The organism is Pseudoalteromonas sp. XI10, from assembly GCF_001469895.1.
Taxonomy (GTDB): Bacteria; Pseudomonadota; Gammaproteobacteria; order Enterobacterales; family Alteromonadaceae; genus Pseudoalteromonas.
In genome coordinates, this window is record NZ_LOPY01000047.1 from 110,215 (window position 1) to 134,412 (window position 24,198).

Consider the following 24,198-nt stretch of genomic DNA (forward strand, 5'->3'; position numbering starts at 1 on the left):
GGAGGAGATGTGTCTGCTGTTCAACAATTGTTGCGTTTAAAAAACTTGCGCGCATTTTGGCTTACTTTAAGCTTATTTTGTGTGGTCTTGTTAAGCAATATGTTCAACCTCTTTCAGGCGAGCAATGCTTTTTTCTATCAAAATTTAGAGTCACTAAGTCACACTCAACAAACTAATGTTGTACTTATTACCAGCGACCGCTTAACAGACAACCACCTGCAACTCGTTGAAAAGTTGGTTGAATATCAACCTCGTGCGATTGTAGTGCTGGCTAATGAAACATTAGTCGCACCAAAACTAGAAAATGTCTATTACCCATACGCTGAGGGAGAATATTGCGTACCACAAATTGATAATTGGGCTACTTATCAAATGCGCATTCCTCAATCAAATGAGCTTGAATGCAAAAGTATTTGGCAGCAGATATTTAATTATGATGCAGAACACGTACAACTTATCGACTTTGATTTAGCTGTCACTGCGCTGCCAAAATTTAGTGCTGAACGGGTGCTAAATGTTGACGTAATGAGTGAGCAACTTGAAAATAAGATAATTATCATTGGTCAAAAAGCGGCCGCTTTTAATGTCTTTATTCACGCCCCAAAAGTCGACGGCTTAAATGATCCTTTATTACTGATAGCCTATCTCGCTGACAGTATTGATAAACAAACGACTGTAAAACAACTAAATAACTTACTGACTATTTTTATTGAGCTTGCACTTGTTTTTGTACTGCTTTTTAGCTTTCAAAAACTGTCGCTCATATATTCTTTTATTATTGCCTTAAATAGCGTGCTACTATGGTGCTTATTGGGCTATTTTTTCATTGAATTTAGTCAACTTTTCATCCCGATCGGACAATACATAGTATTGACATTTATCACCTTATTTTGGGTGATTGTTGTTCGAAAGATGTCTGAAGATAACGAGCTGAACACTGTTGTGAACAATATTCAGCAAAAAATGATGGGCCGTTTTATCCCACAAAGCTTTATTGAGCAAGCCTCGCCGTGGGATCCAATCATTCAATTAATTAGCCAGCAGCTAGACTTAGAAAAATCAATTTTCCTTGCTCGAAAAGAAGACGATCATCGTGTTGTTGAAATTCGTGCGATTAATTGTAATTTAGATGATATTCAAGAGATGCGCCGTGATTACAAGCGCACTCCTTACAGCAAAGCGTTAAAATCATTAGGGGTTGTACAAATTACCCGCCCCTTCTTTACACATATTAAAGAAGGTGAAATCGAATTTATGGCGCCCTTGGTTTATGCCGGTGACGTCCGCGGCTTTTGGGCATTATCTGTTATCCCTAACAAATACTTCAATCAGCAAGCGTTTGAAAAAAACGTCAATAAATTCGCAGCTCAAGTTGCTGAATTGCTTTTCCATTATCATATATTTAAAACGACTCAAGCGAGTAACAATAGCTTATTAAATCAATTACTAACCTTAAAGCTTCATGAGCCGATTAGTGAGCAGGTTAAACAATCTATTAATGAAATGGAGCAAAAGCTAACAACCTTAGAAATGGTGTTTAATCACACCCGCTCTGCCACTGTTTTATTTAATTTGTTTGGTCAAGTAATTCAAACAAACGCATCCCTTGAACAATTTGCCAAGCAGCACCAACTTGCGATTTTTGAAATGACGGCACTAGACCTACTTTGCAAGAGCTGTGATTTAGACGCTGAAATTGCTAAAGGGAAATTGCGTTATATCACTCTAAACAAAGCAGAAGTAGCCTTACCAGCTAAGTTTGGCGAACAAGACTATACCTTAAATATTAAAGCCCTACACACTGACAGCTCACAAGCGGCATCCGGTGAGCCTTTTCAAGTATCAGGTATATTATTTGAATTTATCGATAACCATGTAGCTCGTAATGAGGGGCAAGGTTAATGGATTTTGTGTTAGCACTCTTCCCTGCAGGTAGTGGCCTTGGTCAATCTGTTATTACAACAGTTTGGGTAGGCACTGCAGTTGTATGCTTACTTAACTTGCGCTTCGGCTTTCCATTAACAGGCCTTGTAGTACCCGGTTATATCGTTCCTTTGTTAATAATTAGTCCGACCTCTGCGGCAGTTATTATCATTGAAGCTATTGTTGTTTATGCCTTAATGCGTTTCAGCGCACATTATATGATGGAAAAATTTGGCTATAGCCAAATGTTTGGTCGTGATCGTTTCTTTGCCATCATATTGATAAGTATTCTAGTTCGAGTATGTATGGATACCTTGTTTTGGCCGTTAATTGCAAACCAATTAAGTCGCTGGGATATCACCTTTGATTATGCTTCACAGCTCTACTCTCTTGGTCTGATCATTATCGCTTTAACAGCTAATGTAATGTGGAACGGAGGCTTTAAATATGGCTTAAAAGTAACCTTTATTCAGTTACTTATTACCTTTATTCTCGTACGTTTTGTGCTCATGCCTTTCACAAACTTTAGTATTGCTAACTTGGGTATTATGTACGAAGCAGTAGCTGCGTCGATTATTGCGGCTCCCAAAGCCTATATCATCCTAGTTATTACCGCTTTTCTTGCCTCTCGGGCGAATATTAAGTACGGCTGGGAGTTTAACGGTATCATGCTACCAGCACTTCTTGCCCTGCAACTTACTCAACCGAGTAAATTACTAACTTCATTTGCTGAAACAGCCATTATTTTGGCCGTTGGCGGGTCACTTATTCACTTTACTAGGCTTAGACACGCCAATATTGAAGGTGCCAGATTATTGATGCTGTTCTTCACTATCGGCTTTATTTATAAACTGATTCTTAACTACATTGTGGTCTGGTATTTCCCTGCCATAAAAGTGACCGATACTTTCGCGTTTGGCTATATGTTAGCGACTTTACTCGCTTTAAAGATTTATCAAAAAAACGCGTTAGGTCTTGTCGTCAGAGCAACATTACAAACTTCGATAGTGGGTGGTGTACTTGCCATTATCGTTGGCTTTATTGTTATGCTAATTCCTTCGATACTATCTAAGCCGAACCTTAAACCCGAAACTGAAATTCAGCATGTTATTACGCTTAATCAGCAAGTTAGTCAATATAAAAGTTACCTTTATACCAGTCGTAGTAATAAAGTTAGTGTAAGTAGTTATAAAGCAAATCAAGCCGTTGCTGAGTTTAAGTATGCTGTTTATCAGCTTAATAAGGCAATCATTGAACAGCAAGATACCGCTGAGCTCTCAGCTTTATTTTCTAGCATTGGCTTTTTATTGCAAGGTGATGAAAACTATATTTATCTGATTGATACAATTGAAGATAGGCAACGCGGACTGTTTGTTTTAAACAAACAACCTAAAACCCCTTTATTAGTCACCGTGCCATTTCCAATTACTGAAAGTTTAGCCAGTGATTCTGCGGCCCTGATTTTCGAACAGCTACAAAGTAAAGCTTTGGTATTTGGTACAAGTAAAACACCACAAAAGACCTTAGCGAAAGAAAATCAACAAAGCCCATTTTATCTGGCGTTTATCTCTGCATTAGAAGGTACAGAGATATTGCAAATTCGAGAGGCCAATCGCCATACTACAACTTTGTTTTCAGAAAAAACAACACATGCAAACAGCCAATATTGGATCTATAACCAATTACCAAGCTCAGTAAGTCAACGCGAGCTACATGATTTTGTTGGCAGTGAAACAACCTTTTTTGGCACTGCAACGAGTAGCAGCCTACCTTCTTCAAGCTTTTCTGGCTCAATGTTCGAAATGTTTTTAGATGGTGATAATTACACCAATATTTTAGCCAGTATATACCGTGATAATTTCAATTACAGTAATCTACAGTTGAATGAATTAAATGAAGAAATTAATCAAATAGTTGATATTTATTCGACTCACATAAGCAAAAAGGGCAGTTTTGACTATCAACCACTTTCTAATAGTCAGGTCGCACTTTGGGAGTTTGAAGTCTTAACGCCACTTTACAAGCTGATTGCTCGCATTGGTAATGATGCGCTGACTGAAGATATGCTAAATCAGCTAAAACAAATTAATGGCACCGCACAGCTTTTGAGCTATCAATTAAGACTTGTGAAAAACAACAGTGGCCGTTATTTACTGCTGAGCCCGCTAGATACTCCTGCTGCATTACAACAAGGCCAAGGCATATTCCTATTTAATTTGACCGAGCACGAAGCAATTACCTTAAGTGTCCCTAGACCTTTATTTGAAAGTAATACGTTAAGCTTTGCCAGTGAGTTATTTGCTAAGTCGAACGCTGCTAACCTACTCGTTGCAGGAGCGCACCCTTATGCACATCCACAAGCAAATGTATTAGCTGCAGATAATGTTGATTCTTTATTCAATATTATTCACCAAAGCTTCTTACGATTTACACAAAACCAGCCTAGCTTGAATATTCAAATTCGCAGCCATAGCGCACCTTCATGGATACGTCCAAATGCAATCGCATTCTCAACAACACAAATAAGCGATACTGCGATCCCATTAATGAAGCAAATTGATAATGAACTCAATGCGTTAGGTGTCAATTATCAAACAGTCATGGGGCAACAAGCCACTCGCGGTCTCGAGATTGGTAGCTCTCCGCAAGCCGGTTACCAGCAGTTTAATGCCAATAGTGAGCTGGCAACCTTGTGGCTCGCTTCAGACTTTAAACAACAGTTTTCGATGGATCAAAGTAGTGTATTACAGCGTTTATTAGCCATTTCGAGTAACTCTAAGGTTAAGGTAATAAACCTTGCCACTCTATCACCATTTAACTGGCAACCGTTGGATGTTAACAAGAACCAACAGCTACAAACCCTTGTAAATAACTATGTCGCTAATCAGCGTCTCACATCATTGCGAGATTTTTGCTTCCAAATCCCCGCTTGTAGTTTACAAACCATCAAGCTGGAACACCTTGATAAATTCGCACTAATGATAAAGCAGAACAATAACATCCTTGCGATCTATAACCCGACAAACAATCAACTGATTGATGTAAAAGCATTTAACCTGCTAATGGGAGGAGGTCAGCGTGTATTTAATTAAACGCTTATTCGCCCTATTACTTATTTTGACATTACTTTTAGCTATATTTTTTGCAGGGCGCAGCTTTTTAGTGTGGCTAGACTCAGCAGAGCCCGTGGATGCACGTAGCAATACCGAAACGCGATCTAATGTACAGTGGTTAAGTAGCGAAAAGCCACTGCGATTTACATTTTCTAATCAGCGAACTCATTCTTTACGAATTCTCTCGAATGCCGTGTTTGACCAATCTGTGTTTCTTGAATTACCGGTCAATTACGCAATTAAATACGTTCTTTATGACGATAAAGGTAATGTGATTTTAGATAAAATTTACCATCACGCTTCAAAGCTAGTTAACAATAGTGAAGAACAACAGATCAAACAAATAATAGAGAATAAACAATCACTAAACGTTGCTTCTGGACAGTCTTTTTATTTGCCAATCACTCATTATCCAAATGCCAAAAGCCTTGATTTAACGCTGATCCCAGAAGAAAAATCACTACAAGGCGTGGTTGTCCGTGTTCATGCAAAAACTCCTGAGCAAAATATCGACCCACTCAACAGTTGGCTTAAACGCCCTCTAGAAAGGCGAAGACGTGCCACTGACTATTTAACTATGGGTGAAAACACGCTAACCAGCGCTGAAATTAGTAATGCGATGGCATTTTGGTGGCAAAAAATTGCACCTCAAGGGATCCCTGGTATCGACTTTAAATCTGACATTTTGTATGAAACGCTACCTTACAATGTCACTACTTATGACTTTAGCATGCAGCAGCATGACTTAGGCGCTTATTACACTGAACTTGGCCTCTGTGCCAGTATTAAACTTGATGTGACTGACAGCCTTATTTTCACCGTCAACTCAGAGCAGTTATTACCATCGCTAACTTGGTATGATAAGCATCAGTTCAAGGCGCCAGTACCAATCAGTGTATCTCCAACCGATAGCAAAAATAGCTATAAGACAGAGCTTATTGATGCTGGCCTAGTCACCATTTGTAGTGAAGAGCCATTACTGACTAATTGGCGAACAGCGTCAAGCACACCAATTTTAACGAGTTATGCGGGCAGCTATTTGGTGAATGAATTTGCCAGTGTAGATTTTGATATAGAGCCAAATAGTAATCTCAATATTGACGTTCGTGCATTGCAAAGTAGTCAACTTAACGTGGTTATTTATGATGAACGTAACCTAGCAATAGAAGATTACACAGTGACTTTAAAAGGTGAAGTGTCAGACTTCGACCGATTGATCACCGATACAACTCAAAGACAGCGTGTCGGTATGCTCAATAGTTACTATTTACGTGCCCCAGATAATGCTCATCATCTGAAAATTAGCGCTGAAAAAGATGTCTACGTTCGATTAAAATCTCGGTTAGCAGATTTCAATTATCAACGAACAATTTCTCATCAATATCTACCCGAGCCAATCAATAGTTTTTACGATATTGCCGCTTGGTATGAACAAAGAGCTGCAAATCATTATGAGTTAACGCAGCTAGCACATTTTACTAATATCCGTACTTTTACTCCGCCGAAAGAGCCGGATTTAGTGACAACTTTTTATCAATCTAAAGAGCTCTTTGCAAAGCTGCCATTATCAAATGTCGCTTTAGTGTTAAGTCCTGATCGCTATTTTATGCCGAAGTTACCACCGCAGGTGTTTAACTTTGGCTTATATAACAAAAATAACTATGCACCTTATGACGACTCTGAGGACAATAGTTTAGTTTATCGCTTAACTAACAAAAGCAGCAAAGAAGTCGCGATGTCTGAGCTATCGGTTGAGGCATTACAGCAATTACAGTCACAGGCGAAAACTATTTATCAAAATTGGTATGGAGATCGCCCATGGATAAAGCAACGCATTTACCAGCTTGATAAAAATACCCCTTTGACACTTGATTTCACAAAGCAACAGCGCCCTATGAGCGTAGTATTTAAAGTGTTTCGTGCAAATAGCAGCGAACCTGTTGAGTTATCGCTTACACAAAATGCTGACTACAAGTCTGGGCTGACCAGTGAATACAGCATCGCTAAACAACGCTTTATGCTACATCAATCGGCATTACTCGATGCTTTTTTAATTCACCCAAAAAATAGTCAGTTAACAAGCTATCCTAGCGTTACACAAACAATCACTAATGACATTGCTGAATTACATTCCCTAACACTGCAAACAACTGACACGGTGTGGGTTTCTATACTTGAGGAATATCCTTTGCAGGAGCAAAAAGTAAGGTGGTGGAACCATGAAAACTAAAATAATGATGATTATAGTTTGGATCTTTGTATCTACATGCCACGCAACACCTAGTTTAAATGAGCTTACCTTGAGCTTAAAGTTATGGCTTGTTGATCAGCAACAGACTCCCACACACTTTAATGTCAACCAAGGTGCTCTATTTGCAAATGAATCTTTAAATTCCGGTGGTGAAATTCATTATAAACAGCAAGGTGAAAAGTGCATTGCTTATGCACCACATCGCTTTTATGACAAACACACACATACTATTGCAAGGGCACTATATGCACACTGCCAAGTATTTTTAAGCAACACTAAACACCGCAACGACCGTGATGAGCATGGAGAACTTATTGACTTTGGTAAGTATAAACCAAGCGCGAGTAATGCCTTTATTCTTGCATACTCTGAACATGTTGAGTCATTTTCGATTTATCAGATCCATGGTTACGCAAAAGAAAAAAGGAAGACTCCTGAGGGTAAAAAAGCTGATGCAATTATAAGTAATGGTCATGCAATACCTAGCAAGCGGACGATTGCAATCACAGCCTGTTTAAATGAACAGCTAGATATTACAGCTATGGTTTATGGCCTTGATGTTAAAGAACTTGGAGGCACCACCAATATTCTTGTATCGCTGGCTCCTAAAAACAGTCAGTTTTTCCATATCGAGTTAAGTCGCCAGTTGCGTGAGCGATTAGTTTCTAATAACCAGCTACTTAAGTTGTTTAACCAATGCCTTATTTCATAATTGCTATTATTTTATTGCTGCTTTCAATGCAGCCTGCATACGCTGTTGATACCAATAGAGGTGTTCTTGAGCCCGCAAATTGGCTGCAAACTTCGCCAAAGCTCGCGCCCTATACCACCAGCCAAGATATGAGCTTTAGTGCCAAGCAACATCGCTATCTTTGGCTTCCTAAAGGACATTGGCTAGACATTGACCCTGAGCTTCTTAATAAATTCATTATTAGTGCGGGGAATACGCAATACATACAACAACGCCTACAAGTGCATCGCGATTTATTATGCGATACGAAGCGATGCCAACTCCCCGCTATGGGCCATAACCGAATTGTCGCCATCCAAAATCACCTAGATGAGGGTGCCATGTTCAGCGCTATGATTGGCCATATACCACAAAATGTAGATAGCTTTAGACGAGCTTTGTCGCTTGCTAAGCCCTCAATTGTAACTAAAAATCGCAATGGCAGTGAACGTTATTATCAACTAAGCAAAAATGACGAAGTCACCTTGTTTTTCTCGGCGGCAAAAAAGCTTAAATTATCTGTTCGCCAAAATATGCAACAGCCTGATGAAAAAGGTGTTGTTTATGCGTATCTCGATAAACAATTGGTTGCTAAAATCAATACCATTAATAGCCAAGCATTAGAATATAAAGAACAGTCGTTAGGCCTTGAAAATACTGAGTACCTAGCTATCGCTGCCGGACAATACTTAACGATAAAAAGTAAAACCGATGCATTTATCAAACTGGAGCAAAGTCACCGCGCAATTTATGATGATAATGCTGCAGAAAAAGAACAAGAAAAATTACTGTTACCCTACTGGTATCAAATCGCTGATGATGCCATTACAGCGGTTTATCGCGACCACTCATTGCAAGTGTTTAGTGATGATGTATTTAAAGCAAATAACTCACTTGCCCTAAAACGCCGTACCAACTTGCTATCTATGATGACTGGGCAATCTCAGCTTAAGGGTAGTTATCGCACTTTGAACGCAGTTGAGTCTCAAAATAGTATGGTTACTGAACTCGTTGAGCAACGCTTAGTAGACGATCAGTTTTATCCGCGTATAAATCAACAGCTCCGCCTTATAGCCACTTTAAGCCAATCTGCACAGCTATTTGATTTATCCAGTGAAAAACGTGCAACACCTTGGTTAACTTTAATTGCAAAGAGCACTAAAGACAGCCAATTGAAACTATCTGCAGGTGAAAATAGTTGGTTAGTAAACCTAAAAGCAACAAATGACTTTCAAACATTATTTATCTCTGTGCCACTGAGCAGTCAGTCATTAACAATTCAAAGCTTAAGTAGTCAATCAAATAAAGTTGAGTTTGCGCTGTATGCAAGAACGCTTGCTGATCTGCCCAGCGACGAAGTGATATATCAACAAGCAGTTAATGCTAAGAATATGAGCCCTGCGATATCAAAACTGATTGCAGATGACTTACACAAACAACATGCTGATTATTTAGCGGCCATCGAGCCCTACGCGCCAGCACGTAAAAACATCTCTGCATTTAATGCCGAACAATCATTATTAACAGCGAAAGACTTAGCTAATAGCGCCCCTCTCGATGCCTTAGCATTTTTAAAACCTCTGACCCAAAATGCGAATACAACAATTGCTAAACAAGCTTGGCAACTTAGAGTCGCAATTTTACGTAAACAGCAACAGTTCCACTTAGCCAATAGTTATTTAGAGGGCCTATACAAAAGTACACAACAATTAGAGCTGAAGCAATTTGCAGCAAAAGCCTTGATTGATAGTTATCAAACAGAAAGTCAAGATATTAAACTATTTGCACTGTGTGCAGGTAACTTAACAACCATAAATGAGTGCCCGCCAGTTTTGATTAATTTAGCGGTAAAACAGCAAAAACATCGATTGGCTGCGTGGCTGGCTCACTCATCAACTGTGCCAACTAAAGTGTCTGAAAGCTTTAAAGCGCTTGACTATCAAACTCTCAGTGCCCCTCCCTTCATTGATGAAGCGCGTTATTTAGAAAAAACAGGTATGCAAGAAACCTTTATTAACAGCCAGGGGAAATATCAAAATACTGTCATCACACAAACAATGCCATGGCACTTTACAGCCCAAACACCTGTTAATTTAGTTATTAAGGCTCGCACAGCAGCCAAGCAGAACGGTGAGTATCAAACCGCTTGGCTTATGGCTGAGAGTCAATATCAGCATAAACTCATGCCTATTTTTAGTGATATACCCGCAACTACTTTGTTTGTTAAAAACCAACAAGCGGCCTCAATTGCAGCCACACTAGTAATTCGCCTTAAAGCTGGTGAAGCGCTAAAAATAACAGCTGACCATACGAGTTATCTTGATGTGAGTTTCATTCCAGACTCTTTATTTAGTCAGTTCGATTATGTGTCTGACGCAGCAAATAAATCCCCATCAAATGATATTATGTCGCTTATCTACTCTGCAGACGCTACACAAGCCGAACTTTTATTAAATGGGCTTTATTTACTTAGTAAAAAGCGCCTTACCAATAACCAATACACACAACTTCTTCAGCGCTTAGAAACCTTAGATGCGGATTCTAAGTCGACCTTTTTACAAAACAGAATAGAAAGTTATGGTCAATGGCAGCCATTAGATAGTTTGCTAGACTTTGCTGGTACGCGATTATTTGACATGCAAAGTACAGCACAAAGTAGCTTTGCAGATCGTTTTACATTGCTTAATACACAGGCAGGCTCCAATAAAGGCATACTGCTGCGCCCATTCCACACATTAAACATTGATTTAGCACAAACTGAAGGGCAACAAATTCGCTTTAAATTTAACTTTTCTACTGCTGAATTGGCTCGTGCAAATGTTGCTAACCTGTCATTACAATTAGCAAATGATCAAAAGATCTGGTCAGTCACAGAGCAGCAAAGCATTCCTTTCACATTTAACAAACGTGAATTGGATAACAACATCATTTCTGTCAGGTGGTTGAACCCGTATCTATCGCAGCATCTAACAATTGAGGCTGAACAATATGTTACAGGTCGCTGGCAACACCTAGAGTTGCCGACAACGTTACTCTTTTACACAGTGACACCTGATACGCCTTTAATGGCCAAATTACCTGCTGACAGACTCATTAAGTTAGAACAGATGAATGAGTTTAAGCGAACAGAAAGACGTTTCTTCCACCCTGCAGGTAAGGTTGAAGTGACTGCAGATAAATTACAATACGTTCGTTTGTATAGCTGGCAGCTAAGTGAGCAAAGCAATAAAATTTCACCTTACTCACAGGTAAAAACCCTGTTGCCTGAACTGGTCACTTATCAAGCGCCAGAAAAGCCTTCTATTATCAATAAGCAGATAAACCTACATAGTGACGAATTAAATTGGCAGGGATTTATTCGCTACGATCAACAAACAATTTTCCAAAGTGCCGAAGATATACCTGCCCGTGAAGAAGTAGATATAGGTGCCCGCTTACGCCTCAATGATGATAACCACTGGTATCAATTAGAGGGCTATTACTCTATGAGCGATAGCCAGGCTGATATTTTTGCCCTAAATGGTTACCATTCTTGGCAAGATGAAAACAGCCCATGGTATATCGACACGCAAATCAACTCACGTTGGCAGCCAAGCCATGATAGCTTTGACTTACAGTATGCATTAGATGCAAGTATCAGTATTGGTCAGTCTTGGCAGCGCGATACTGTGCACCGTCACCAATGGCAAGTAACGCCTTACATTCGCTATAGCAGCGCAGACCTTGATGATTACTTAGCCGATGAGCAACTAAACTCGAGCGTTTTCAACTTCTACCGTGAAAATCATGCATCTGGCTGGTTGAGTTATTACCAGTACCGTTATCAACCTTGGGTTGATAACTACCTTAACTTTGGTGTTTCCTCTGGCTCTAACGATGACTGGATAAGCCTAGACTACTTACGTTTCAACTCAAGCTGGAATCAGTATTATCGTGGCCACATTTTTCAAGTTGGTTTAGATAGCTACTATCGCTTTGCCGATGAGCATAGAGCTACAGCCACATGGCAATACATCACTCGCTTTGCGTGGCAAAAACAAGTCAATTTAGGCAGTTTTACTAATGGCTGGCTGAAACTAAGCTGGCAGCAAGACTGGGTCTGGAACAATCATAATATTAGTCTCGAGTTTTCATCAGGTAATAACCAGCACACCGGCTTTGCACCTTTTGCTCATGATGAAATTATTTTCCCTGCACTTCAACTTAACCATTTGCTAGAGCACAGTGATTATGAGCAGTAAACAACTTAAACAACGCCTAGAAACCTTGCTATTTGCTGATATAGCTAGTTTTTGGCTAGACTTATACCGTCAGAAGTATCATGAACTTGTTGATGAATTAAGCCAATGGGAGCTGATAAAAAATCAACCTGACGACGATGATGAAGATGACTGGCTTTTATTACAAGCGATTGCTTTCCTTACTCACAAGATTGAAACCTTGCAGAATCAGTTGCTTAAACTTGATACCGACCATCGCCGTTTTGTAGAGCGTTTGAGCCATGCGGAGTTAAAAGCAGAACGTGAGTTTCACATTCTTGATTACGCATACATTTTAGGGGCAGACCGACTGCAGCTAAAAAAAGATCAAGAGGCTTTTCAGCGCTGGTTTGATGAAGGTGCGATGATTAATCGCTATCAAGATAAAACCTCTGAGCTTGAACAATCACTGAAATTTTTAATTGGTAAACTTGGGGATTTAGCGAATCGCTATTTACGTAGCCACGCTGACGAAATTGCGCAATCATGGTTGACTCTAAATTTAGAAAGCTTTTTCTTGTCGTTATTAGAAAAAACGGACAATGAAGCCATTCGCAACTCAATTTTTCGCGCTTTGGCAAACCAAGTGCAGCTAATAAGTGAATATGTAGATGATCCTGAGTTTAATGCCGAATTAGTAGAAAACTTACTACAGTCTCTTGAAAAAATAACAACCCCGCATGCTGCAAAAGTCGATATCTTAGAAATTTTAATTAATTTAAGGCCAACATTCACACGCTACTATATGCGCTCTCATATTGATTTAGAGCTACCTGAAAATGAGCAAATTGACCGAAGGCAGTTATTTTTACTCAGTGCCTTTGCTGGCATCCTTAGCAAACAGCTTAACCTCAGTGAGGTTAACATTAAGCTATTATTTTTACTCGCCAAACATCGCTACCCAAGAGTAAGGCAAAGTGTCTATGAGCAGTGTGCTGTATTGCCATGGCCATGCTCGCAACAGCTTATTTTAGACGGCTTACAAAATGAGACTCAACAAGCTGTTAGATTGACTCTGATTAAGCAATTAGCCGATCCACGTTTCAGTGAGCATCAGCAAGGATTCAAAGTTTGGCAACAGCAATTAATAGTAACGGCTAGCTTTGCTGAAAAGCGCTTATTACTCGAGTTAAGTCCTCGCATTATGTTTAACCTGCAAGTGGATTGCCATACAGAGCAGCAAGCTAATAGTTTATTTAAATCATTTGTGGAATTTTTAAATCAGCGCCTAGAAGATGAGCCAAGCCTCGCTATTCGTCGCATTATCAGCCGTGTACGAGAACAACTTGTCAGCTTTATGCACCAGCAGCAAGTAGCACAACTTGAAGTTGACCTGAGCGCCCACAAAAATCTAGATTTAGCTGATTGGAATGAGCAGTTACTTGGCAGGTTATTAAGTAATCAAGCGCAAAATTATGAAGCCTACAATGTCAGTGCGCACAAGAAGTCATGGCAAGTACAATATGGCTACAAGCGAGGCTTTCGTTTTTGGCGACTTTGGCATGAATTCAAAACGCCGAGTACTGATAAACGCCAGAGTTTTAACCACTTGCATGCAAGAAAACCAAGTGCATTTATGCATATTCCTAGTAGTACAGTGGCTGAAATTAGTCAAACAGAAGTCCCTGGCGAACCACGCTTTGATGAACAGCAATTTAGTGCTCGTGAACACTTGCCATTACTCGACTTTCTTTTGAGCAGCCTTTCTCAAGACAACCTAAAAACGCCAGCAAAAACCTATACACCGGATGGTATTCTCATAGTGACCCCACCGAATAGCCTTTTTAAAAGGCTTTACTGCTATAGCTGGATATCGTTTAACTATGAAAAATTAAACGAACTGAGAAGTGGCTCAGAAGTTGAACAAAAACAGTTTTTAGAGATACTAAAAAGTAAAGGGTTTACACTTGATTTTCAGCCGTATGGTAGCGTACTTGATACAAACTTCCCGGTAGAAAAAAGTATCAGTAGTTTATATAACAAACTTGCAATTACACCATTTCTTTTTAATCTATGGTCAAGCTTTAAAGAGTATGCTTATTCAATTTACCAAAATAGCATAGGCCAGCTTATATTCTTTGTGCTCAGCTTTATTGCCTACTTTTGGGCAAGGCATTTGAAAATAAGTCGTCAAATAAAGTCTGATAGAGCACAGATCCCTGTTTCAATTGGTGGTTGGGGAACGCGAGGAAAGTCAGGAACTGAGCGCTTAAAAGCCGCACTTTTTAGTAGCCTCACGTTAAAAGTTGTTAGTAAAACCACAGGCTGTGAAGCGACCATGATCTATGCCCGAGCCAGTGGTGAACAGTTCGAAATCCCTCTATTTAGACCCTTTGATAAAGCCAGCATTTGGGAACAAAGTGACGTTTTACACTTTGCCAAAAATGTTAATGCGGATGTTTTTTTATGGGAATGCATGGGCTTAACTCCGCGTTATGTGAGAATTTTGCGCAACTGGATGCAAGATAGCTTTTCAACTATCACTAACGCCTATCCGGATCATGAAGACATTTTAGGACCAACAGGTATCGATGTTGCTAATGAAACAAGCCATTTTATTGGTGAAAACAGCTTAGTATTCACCAGTGAGCAAAATATGGCCCCTATACTTGAGGCGAATGCGAAGCAAAAGAATTCAAATTTAATTCAAGTTCATTGGGCTGACGGCCTACAAATTACCGAAGATATTCGAGCTCTTTATCCATATCAAGAGCATCCTGCAAATATTGCCTTAGTTTGTAAGATGGCAAAACACATTGGCCTCAGCAAAGATTATGTCTTTAAAGAAACCTCTGCGCGAATTATTCCTGACATCGGCGTATTACAACAGTTTCCTCGGGCACCAATAGGTTCTATAGAGCAGTCTTTTGTAAATAGTATGTCGGCAAATGAGCGCTTAGCAACGCTTGAGAATTGGTGCAGACTCAGTCTTTATGAGCTCAATGATTGCCCTAAGACACAAGTCATTGCATTGATTAATAACCGTAATGATCGTGTCGCTCGCTCGAAAGTATTCGCTAATATTTTGAGCCATGACTTAAGGTTTGACCGAATTGTAGTGATAGGTAGTAATGTAGATGGCTTTTATAGTTATTTTATTAATGCATTAACAGAGCGAATTGATAAGCTCATTGAAAATAATGATATTGAAGAACTTGAAAGCCTATTGGTACAACTGAACCTATTGACTGCAGAGCAGCTCCATGCCCGCTTTATCCATGCATATGGGCAAACCAATGCAGATAAATTAATGTCGCTGAGTGAAGGGACACTCAATAAAGCCTGCGTAAAAGAAATTCTCGGAGATATTTTAGACTCACAAGTAGGTGTTATTTTGAATTATTTCCGCCACCACTTTCAACGAAATGCGCTTGCAGCTTTACAAAAAAACATAGCTGAAAATGCAAATGAAATAAAAGAGCGCCTATTAACTATTACTAAGTCTAAAATAACAGTCCATGAAAATAGTAACTTATCTGCCGATGAACTTACTATTTCAACCGCCGATTTAGCTCTGCCAAATACGCATCAAGTTATTGTAGGCATGCAAAACATAAAAGGTGCGGGTTTAAACTACGTGTACGCATGGCAACAGTGGCAGAAAATACATCAAACCATACGTCACTTATTTACTGAACAGTGTTCAGCTAAAGAGTTTCGTACCGCACTTACAAACTTAAATATGATTGTTTCGTTCAATCTCATTGAAATAGACTATATGAAACAACATTTAGCAACTTTAAAGAAAACTCACCTTGCGCAAAATGAGTTTTGCCAGGCTGAAATATCTAGCCTCTTAGAAAAACTTGAAGAAGATGAATCAAACCAAAAGCAGGAGCAACAACAAGCCTTACTTGTGAAATACTTCAATCAACTAATTGAATCATTTTTAGATGCCGGTGCTGCAGTAAAACGGAAAAAGCGCGCAAACCAAATTTATCGCGATATTGCAGATCAGCGTATCACTTTAGAAAAAGCGATTAAGCTACTCGGTAAACTTAGTCGCAATCAAAAGTCTGGATGGTTCGCGAACAAGTCAAATCAAGACTAACTTTAGGGTTAGACCCAAAACCAAACCACAATACTTACGGGTTTGGTTTTTTTGAGCTATAAAAAAATCTTGAAAAATCAGAAATTTCCGATCAAAAAACAAGCTTTTATAAATCATAAAGTTAAACGAATAAATGTAAAATCACTATAGATTCGGCTTGTTCCTTAATTGAACAAAAGCCATTTAAAGCAGTAAAATTATACTATTCAATATTAATTTTATGTTAACCACATAACGGAGAGTGTCATGAAAAGCTTGGTTACTAAACTAGCAGTTTTACCTTTAGCTATTGCATCAGGTATTGCAATGGCTGGCACAAATATAGTAGAAAACGGATCATTCGAAAATACAGATACAATTACCGCTAACAATGGTAAGTGGCAGTTATTTTACGAAATTCCAGGTTGGACTCGTAGCAGTAACGCTAGGTTTGAAATTCAAACGAATAAACTTGGCATTGTTCCAGCACAAGATGGTGAGCAGCACATTGAGCTTGATTCAAGATCTAATTACAGCATCACACAAGCGCTTGCTACAACTGCAGGTAAAAAGTACGAATTAAGCTTTTATTACTCTGCGCGTGTAGTTGGCAATGAAGAAACAAATAAAGCTGAAGTTTTTTGGAATGGCGAGTCATTAGCAGTTGTTAATAGCAGCACTCAAGGTTGGACTAAATACAGCTTTACTGTTGAAGCTGACAGTGCCAGTTCATTACTAAGCTTTGCAGGTGCCGGTACATCAGATTCATTAGGTGCATTTATTGACAATGTAGTTGTTACTGAAGTTGCTGAGCCTTGCGCTGTTACTACTGGTTTATACGGTATTAATAACTTTGGCTCTGAAACTGAAGGCTATGTATATCACTTCAATCCAGAATCAAGTGCTGTAACTGTAGTTGCAGGCCTGAGCAATACAGCATCAAATATTGCTAGCAATGACGGTGTGCTTTATTTCATGGAGCAACTTGATAAAAGCAGCAAAGCGTCAAAAATCTATAGCCTAGATTTAGCCACTGATACGCAAGCTGAAGTTGCAGATGCGACATCATTCCCTATTTATCGCTCAACAGTGACTGCGGATGGTCTATCTTTACGTGCGACAAGCAAAACATACATGTATGATTTTGACCTAACTACAGGTGAAAAAACGGTATTAGGTAAACTATCGTATGAAGGCGATACATTTGCAGACGGCGATATCGCTTATTCAAGTGATTACAACGTACTTTACGTGTTAACAGGTCAAGCACTTTACACAGTAGACGAAGGTAACCTTGAATTAACTCGAATCGGTGAGCACGGTGTTAATTGGGCGTCAGGTATTGCGATTGCTGATGACGGTACAATTTATATTTCAGGTAGAGAAAGCGGCGAGAATGCAAAAATCTACACCTTAGATCAAAACACCGCTGAAGCGACATTCGTAATGGATGGTCCAGCACACGTAAACGATTTAACGTTTGTTAGTGAAGCAGTTTGCGCAGCAGAGTAAACTGTGTTTAAAGCCATAAAATGCCAGCTTAGCTGGCATTTTTTTTAGCTAATCTTAGGTATCACTTATTAGTGAGCTTCTTTTGCTCTAACATTTCTTTCCAGTGCATCACTTCTGCTGGCAAAATAGGTGCAACTCCGCTAAAGCCTGCAACTTCAAGCATCTCTTCAACACTTACAACGCCTTTTTTACGTTTAAATACACCACGTACATAAGCAATAGCATGCAGGCCTCGTTCAGAGTGAAACCTTTGCTCAATGTAAAAGTATTTATGATCCCAACCAACTAAACGCGTACTGACTGTGTACTTTTGCATTGGTTTAATATCGCGTATGTAGGTAATTGCAGTTGCATTAACGATTGGGAACCAACGGCGTTTCATTATGTGCTTTAACAAGCCTACTCGCTCAGTCATCCAAGTACGGGCAAGATCCATCATCGCTAAATAACGAGAATTAGTTAGATGAAAATTGATATCGCAATCGGTTGGTAACGCTTTAAATTCAATATCAATCGTGTCTAACAATTGTTGATAATCACGATTACGTTTAATTTTAAAAAACAGTAGTATAAGTCGAAAATAGAGGTTCACGGCAAAGGTCTAACCAGTTGATAATGAACAAAGTGTATCACAGCATATTGCTAAGGCGAATTTTCTGCTCTAATCTGTGCATATATTAGTATAAAAAAAGAATAACCTAATGAAATTATTTAATTTGGTAACTTTGTTCAGTGCAAGCTTATTCACCAGCTCAGCATTTGCTGACTTCAACTTTCCGGGTGATGGCACTTTAAAATACCCAACGGGTGTTGAGAAAGCATTCAAGTTTGGTTTTGCTTGGCAACAAGATACTGAAAAGTTCACTATTGGCGATAAAAGCTATGACATGTCTCTGCCAGAGTCATATTCAGTGGCAATAACACTCAGCAAAGACGAGCAACAAGTATGGGTGCAAGAATTCAATAATGGTTTTATTGAAGGTTTCAACTGGCAAATTGCTGATCACACCCTAAAACTCGAAAAGCGAAAATTTAGTGATTCTGTAAAAGGTGATTACATTATTAGTCTAGATAACCGCGATTACTTTTTTGCCCGTAATAACATCAGTATTGTGATCAAGTTCGACGATGAGGGGATTAAAAATATCGCTATCGATGGTGTCACCAAAGATATGGGTACCAAACAATAGTTTTTAACCGAAAAGAAAAAGGCTTAGGTTTTACCTAAGCCTTTTTTGCTTAATTGAGTTTTATAATTAAACCTTCACTGTCTTACGGTTAATACCGTAATCTCGAAGCTTATTTGCTACTGCCGTGTGGCTCAAACCTAATCGCTTAGCGAGTTGACGAGAGCTTGGATAAGCAGGATAAAGCTTACGAAGTAAAGTCGCCTCAAAACGTTTTACCGCTTGGTCTAAGGTTCCCTCAAAGTCAGACTCAAGATAACCTAAATCATGGGTAAACGTTGGTAACTGCAGGTGCTCAATACGCAATTCGTTATCATCTAACAACGACACAGCACGATAAATCGCATTTTCTAATTGGCGCACGTTACCCGGCCATGGGTAATCTTGTAAAAAGCGTAAACAATCCTCAGACATCACAGGCACAGAATGACCATTTTGCTGGGCATACTTTTGAATAAAGTGCTCTGCTAACGGGCCGATATCAGCTTTTCTATCACGTAATGGGGCTATTTCTAGGGTCAAAACATTAATTCGGTAATAGAGATCTTCTCTAAATGTTCCCTCTTGCACCATCGCTGGTAAATCTTTTTGTGTTGCGGCAACAATACGCACATTTACTTTTACTTCGTTTTCATCACCGACTTTTCGGAAGGTACCGTCTTGTAAAAAACGTAGTAGCTTAGTTTGTAGCTGAGTCGACATTTCACCAACTTCATCTAAAAATACTGTGCCACCATCAGCTTGCTCTAAAACGCCGCGTTTTGGTGCAGCGTTTTCTTCATAGCCTGCGTAACCAAATAGTTCAGACTCAGCGACATCATCAGGCAACGAAGCACACGACAAAGCGATAAACGGTTTTACTGAGCGGTTTGATGCGTAATGACAAGCACGAGCAAGTAGCTCTTTACCTGTACCTGTTTCACCAGTAATCAGGATTGGCGCTTCAAGTTGTGCCATTTTACGCGCTTCACGAACCACACGGCGCATTGCAGTACTAAAGTTATGTATGGTTGCAAAACTTTCTTGGCCATAACGACGGAACGCACTGACTTGTTGGCCTAAGCGACTTTGTGATTTGATATTGATAACTGCACCGGCTAACACATCCCCTTCAGCACCTTGGGGGACTGAAATAGGTAGAATATCGGCGATAAAGTCTTCGCCAGCTACTTCAACTCGGGTTGTTTGACCAAGTACTTCTTTGCCTTCTAACCAACGCGTAAAATTAAAGCCTTTTAGCAAATTATTAATGTTAGCGCCAATCACTTCGCTCTCAGATAATTGCAAGTCGCGACACGCGGCATCATTACATAAACGCACCCAGCCTTTAGCGTCAATAGATATCACACCGTCTGGCAATGCACGTAGTAATGTATTTAACTCATTATGCTCTCGCTCAGAAGGTAAAAATGCAGTTGTACGAACGTCTTTCACGCCATCTATCAAACGGATAGATGGCATAATTTTTTGGAATTGTTCAAACTCAATAGGCGGAAAGCTTACGTACATTCGACAATTAACCGAATCTACCTCGATGCCTTTTAAATCAACTTGGTAACTAACCAAGATATTGAGAATCTCTTGTGCGATACCAATTCGGTCAGCACAGTGGATATCTAAACGCATTACATCCTCAAAAAACGGGAACCTATAGTATGAGAATGATACGCTAACTCCCTGCAGCTGGGTAGTCTATTGTAAACAATTTTGGACAAATAACTTAATTAGTCGGGTACCTGGTCCATTCTCCACCATCTAATTGGATGTAAGGCTGCCCTTTTATATACATCATTACCGTATCTTCATTCTCGGCGACCTTGGCTGAAGTTGGTAAATTATCAAGCACTCGGTTAATGGGTACCGTACCTGTGAACAAATCGAGCTTCATCGTATTGTTGATTAACTCTGACAGTGAAAAGTAACTCATTGTTTCATCAACGACATTCAGCCCATCATGCTTTATATCAGGACCGATGAATTTAACCGCAGTTGGCACTGAAACTATTGAAGGGCTCGGAATTTCGCGCAAACCAGAGAATTGTAGTTTATCACCCTGTAAGGCAGCCCCATGTTCCGGCACAACCACCAGCATTACATTTCGACCTTGCGCTTTTAACTCAGTTATAAACTTATCGATGTCATTAAATAAGCGCTGTTGTCTAAGCGGATAGCTTTCAAAGCTATTCATACGTTCACGACCAGCAAGTTGATTGCCATCGTGTAAGCTAATGGTGTTGTAGTAAAGAGCCCTAGGCTGCTCACTCGAACCTTGCTTTTTCAACCAATTAGTGAGTATATCCGCATCAGAATAAATCGGTTTGCCATCGAAGCCATACTGCGCAGCACTAAATTGGCTAAAATCCAGTTTTGGCACAGAAACACCACCGTATTGTCTGATCAAACCAATAAAGTCATCAAAATGTCCATCGTGGTTAAGAGCCACACTGGTTTTATAGCCAAGCTCAGCAAGGTTAGTGAATAGCTGACATTGCTCATCAACAGGTTTAAATAGTTGCTCTTGACTTGTTTGCCCGCAACTTGCTCGTAATAAACGAATTGCCGCAGGGCCACTGTACGACGTTGCTGAGTTAAATTGGCTAAACAAAATATCAAAATCAGCAAATAAGTTACGTGGCTCAACACCAATTGCATTTAAATCAGCCGTCGCTAAAGAGCAAATATTGAGCACAACAACATCAAATGGTTGGCCATTAAATACGTCAGGAAACTGGCTTTGTAGTAAATTCTGTTGCTGGTAAAAGTCTTGTAACTGTTGATCCGGTGTCTTTTGTTTTGCTGTATCAGAAACTAAAACGGGTACTTGTTTTTTTGTAGTTTGGTTATTGCTTGCAACTTGAGTTGTAACCTCATCACTCGTAACAGCCCCACCTAACCAAAACGCATACATAAAGCCAATTATTGAAATACTGGTGTAACGTAACCATTTCACCGTAAACCAATAAAAAACCACTAAAGCAAAGAGCGCAAAAACCATATCAAGGCTAACAACGCGCGCTGTGATCTCAAAAAAGTAGCCGATGCTAAAGTCTTGTACATTGCCAACTTGCTTGGTGAGCCTAGAAATCGGGGGCAACCACGAATCGTGATACAATAAAGCCACTCCTACCACCACACTTATAGCGTGTTTGATACGAGACAACCAAACATGTTGAAAAGAGATAGCTAGAAAAGCAAAAAATGCTAAGTTTGCAAATAAATCAAAAGAAATATCACCTCGGCTATACAGAACAAACTTAACTAAAAAGTATAAATTCCAAATACCTAATCCTGAAAGCCTCACTTGTTATCCTTCTTGTGTCGTTTTGGCGTATAGGGCGTTAATAATACATGCCTAAATGTTAGTTTTCGGTAGAGCACGACTATTTTATTAAACAATACCTTACCTGTATTACTCAACAAAATACCGATTAGCATTGCGATGATAAAAGTAATAAAAAACTGATTTAAGCTCATGATAGCTCACCTTTTAAGGTCACTTTTACTGGCTCAGATATAGGTCGAATCACTTTTTTAAATTCCGGTGTCTCTGTATTTAAATTTGCAATATCTGCTGTTTTTGTATCAAAAATATAACTTACATTTTCTTGTAACTGCTGGGTAAAGTCTGTTATTTCAGTATTAGCAAAATGACGTTGCATGCGGCGACATTCTTGCTGAATATAAAAATGATCAGCAATGACATTTTTTGACATAAAAAAGTCGCTTACCTGTAATTTAAATAAATGTTTAATCGCACTTTCCACATCGTGTTCTCGACAAGCATGTAGATAAAGGTAAACCGTGCCATCAGCAAAACTAAAAATATCCCCTTCACGTTTTACATGAAATAAATGTAATGGGTGTATGGCATCAATACGCGGTAAAAGCTGCAACATAACAAGCACGCCACTTACACCCAGATTGGCAGCTGAGTCACTATGTTTAGCAACCTGCTGTACGAACTTATCTGGAGACAAATAACCTTTAGCTAATACATTTTCGCTGTATTTTAGAACATCATCAATAGATTTCGGTAGTGGCCTTGTAAACTGAAACCCTTGAATTGACTGAATTTGTGACAGTAAACGCGAAGGCTCAGAATAACTATATAAAATAAGGTTAACCCCTAAAGTTAAAAATAAGCACTCGTCCTGGTGACGAATAATGCCATCAACATTTTGAATTACTAATTTCAGTCGGCGACCACACTTCTTTCGAAGAGAGAAGCAATCTTTGGCTAACGCTTTTAAATCAGTGTATCGGGTAACTGCAAAAACTAACGTCGCTGATTTTTTGGTAAGCCCTTTAGAAAAAAGAGCATCATTATCATCAATTATTTTATAAAACACGGGTAGCTTTGTACCCTCAGGTACAGCACTGCGAGTTAGCCATACCTCGTCTTCATCAAAGTCTTGCTCCGTTGCTTGCGACTTATCATCAGCCTCTTGCTCTACCTCAACTAATGCAAGTTGACCATCATGAAGCTGTAAATTAACCGAACGCCCAGCGATAACTCCTTCTTTATGACACCAATAATCATACTCAAGAGTGCGAATTGATGCCTCTTGAGTTATATAAATAAGGCCATCAAAGAAACGGTTTAAGGCTAATAACTGACGTCTCAATTCACTGACATAAGCACCTGACATTAAAAACACTAAAGTGACATTTTTTGATTGTGACAAAGCAACATAGAGCTTGAGTTTTTCACCAAGCTGCTGTTCGTTCAAAGAGACTAAATGTTCTGAATCGACATGCACGATAACCGTACTGTTTTTCAGTTGCTCATACTGTTTTATTTCGTTAATAACACCACGGGAAAAATGCAAACTTTTTGATACATTCTCATTATGATGTAAATGGAAAGGACGTAGTACCCCTTCTTCGAACAAGGTAAATAGTAACTCGCTTCCCTCTCCTTCGAAAAATAGTTCGACTTGTTCAGAGAGCAAAAAAACCGAGTCTTTATGATTGGTTAAAAGATGCCTTGTTAACTCTAATAGCTGATTATCTAGCGGGGCAAGTAAAGCATAGTTTGCGCCTCGCTTTAGCTCAGAGAAAGCTCCGTTTAGTCCTGTAATATTTAAATGAGGCACCAACAAACCCTTAAAAAAGATACTTTAGTACTAGTTTTAAACGCTATTCTATATATAATGCAGATTATGTCCATGGATCGTGAACATTTTTAAGCTA

At 39.3% G+C, this 24,198-nt stretch carries 12 protein-coding genes; 8 read left to right on the forward strand and 4 right to left on the reverse strand.

Going from position 1 to position 24,198, the window contains the following annotated elements:
* The first annotated feature begins 9 nt into the window (after positions 1–9).
* The 7 genes from AUR67_RS12345 (at position 10) to AUR67_RS12375 (ending at position 17,818) form a co-directional block, all read left to right on the forward strand.
* On the forward strand, positions 10–1,902 hold the full coding sequence (locus AUR67_RS12345) for a hypothetical protein (protein ID WP_058585481.1): 1,893 nt from the start codon (positions 10–12) through the stop codon (positions 1,900–1,902).
* Positions 1,902–5,015 (forward strand): poly-gamma-glutamate biosynthesis protein PgsC/CapC, encoded by a 3,114-nt coding sequence (locus AUR67_RS12350; protein WP_058585482.1) that lies wholly within the window; start codon positions 1,902–1,904, stop codon positions 5,013–5,015. The genes AUR67_RS12345 and AUR67_RS12350 overlap by 1 nt, the downstream gene beginning before the upstream one ends.
* Positions 5,002–7,266 carry a hypothetical protein gene (locus AUR67_RS12355; protein ID WP_058585483.1) on the forward strand — a complete coding sequence of 755 codons (2,265 nt, stop codon included), beginning with the start codon at positions 5,002–5,004 and terminating at the stop codon, positions 7,264–7,266. The genes AUR67_RS12350 and AUR67_RS12355 overlap by 14 nt, the downstream gene beginning before the upstream one ends.
* A complete protein-coding gene (locus AUR67_RS12360) occupies positions 7,256–7,999 on the forward strand; it encodes a hypothetical protein (RefSeq protein WP_058585484.1) in 744 nt (247 codons plus the stop codon). Before AUR67_RS12355 ends, AUR67_RS12360 begins: the two co-directional genes overlap by 11 nt.
* Before the next feature lie 26 nt (positions 8,000–8,025).
* Entirely contained in the window at positions 8,026–12,258 is a 4,233-nt protein-coding gene (locus AUR67_RS12365; RefSeq protein ID WP_161936942.1) for a hypothetical protein, read from the forward strand.
* Positions 12,248–16,327 carry a hypothetical protein gene (locus AUR67_RS12370; RefSeq protein ID WP_058585486.1) on the forward strand — a complete coding sequence of 1,360 codons (4,080 nt, stop codon included), beginning with the start codon at positions 12,248–12,250 and terminating at the stop codon, positions 16,325–16,327. Before AUR67_RS12365 ends, AUR67_RS12370 begins: the two co-directional genes overlap by 11 nt.
* Positions 16,328–16,573: 246 nt before the next feature.
* Positions 16,574–17,818: a DUF642 domain-containing protein gene (locus AUR67_RS12375; protein WP_058585487.1), complete on the forward strand. Its 1,245-nt coding sequence runs from the start codon at positions 16,574–16,576 to the stop codon at positions 17,816–17,818.
* Between the two features lie 61 nt (positions 17,819–17,879).
* On the opposite strand, the gene AUR67_RS12380 is transcribed toward AUR67_RS12375, so the two are convergent.
* On the reverse strand, positions 17,880–18,410 hold the full coding sequence (locus tag AUR67_RS12380; protein ID WP_058585488.1) for a thioesterase family protein: 531 nt from the start codon (positions 18,408–18,410) through the stop codon (positions 17,880–17,882).
* 109 nt (positions 18,411–18,519) lie between these two features.
* Between AUR67_RS12380 and AUR67_RS12385 the strand changes: the two genes are divergently transcribed.
* A complete protein-coding gene (locus AUR67_RS12385) occupies positions 18,520–19,008 on the forward strand; it encodes a hypothetical protein (RefSeq protein ID WP_058585489.1) in 489 nt (162 codons plus the stop codon).
* A 66-nt stretch (positions 19,009–19,074) separates the two neighbouring features.
* Here AUR67_RS12385 and tyrR read toward each other — a convergent pair whose 3' ends face one another.
* The 3 genes from tyrR to bcsE all read right to left on the reverse strand — a co-directional run bounded on the left by tyrR (position 19,075) and on the right by bcsE (position 24,101).
* Positions 19,075–20,631 carry a transcriptional regulator TyrR gene (gene tyrR / locus AUR67_RS12390; protein WP_054561931.1) on the reverse strand — a complete coding sequence of 519 codons (1,557 nt, stop codon included), beginning with the start codon at positions 20,629–20,631 and terminating at the stop codon, positions 19,075–19,077.
* Between the two features lie 94 nt (positions 20,632–20,725).
* Entirely contained in the window at positions 20,726–22,306 is a 1,581-nt protein-coding gene (bcsG, locus tag AUR67_RS12395; protein ID WP_058585490.1) for a cellulose biosynthesis protein BcsG, read from the reverse strand.
* A gap of 169 nt (positions 22,307–22,475) precedes the next feature.
* Positions 22,476–24,101, reverse strand: a complete 1,626-nt coding sequence (gene bcsE, locus AUR67_RS12400; RefSeq protein WP_058585491.1) for a cellulose biosynthesis protein BcsE — start codon at positions 24,099–24,101, stop codon at positions 22,476–22,478.
* Positions 24,102–24,198: the final 97 nt, after the last annotated feature.

Bases quoted from the DNA above. Each gene is read 5' to 3' on its own strand.
- AUR67_RS12385 (WP_058585489.1), top strand. From the start codon at position 18,520: ATGAAATTATTTAATTTGGTAACTTTGTTCAGTGCAAGCTTATTCACC.
- AUR67_RS12370 (WP_058585486.1), top strand. From the start codon at position 12,248: ATGAGCAGTAAACAACTTAAACAACGCCTAGAAACCTTGCTATTTGCT.
- AUR67_RS12375 (WP_058585487.1), top strand. From the start codon at position 16,574: ATGAAAAGCTTGGTTACTAAACTAGCAGTTTTACCTTTAGCTATTGCA.
- AUR67_RS12350 (WP_058585482.1), top strand. From the start codon at position 1,902: ATGGATTTTGTGTTAGCACTCTTCCCTGCAGGTAGTGGCCTTGGTCAA.
- AUR67_RS12360 (WP_058585484.1), top strand. From the start codon at position 7,256: ATGAAAACTAAAATAATGATGATTATAGTTTGGATCTTTGTATCTACA.
- tyrR (WP_054561931.1), bottom strand. From the start codon at position 20,631: ATGCGTTTAGATATCCACTGTGCTGACCGAATTGGTATCGCACAAGAG.
- AUR67_RS12365 (WP_161936942.1), top strand. From the start codon at position 8,026: ATGCAGCCTGCATACGCTGTTGATACCAATAGAGGTGTTCTTGAGCCC.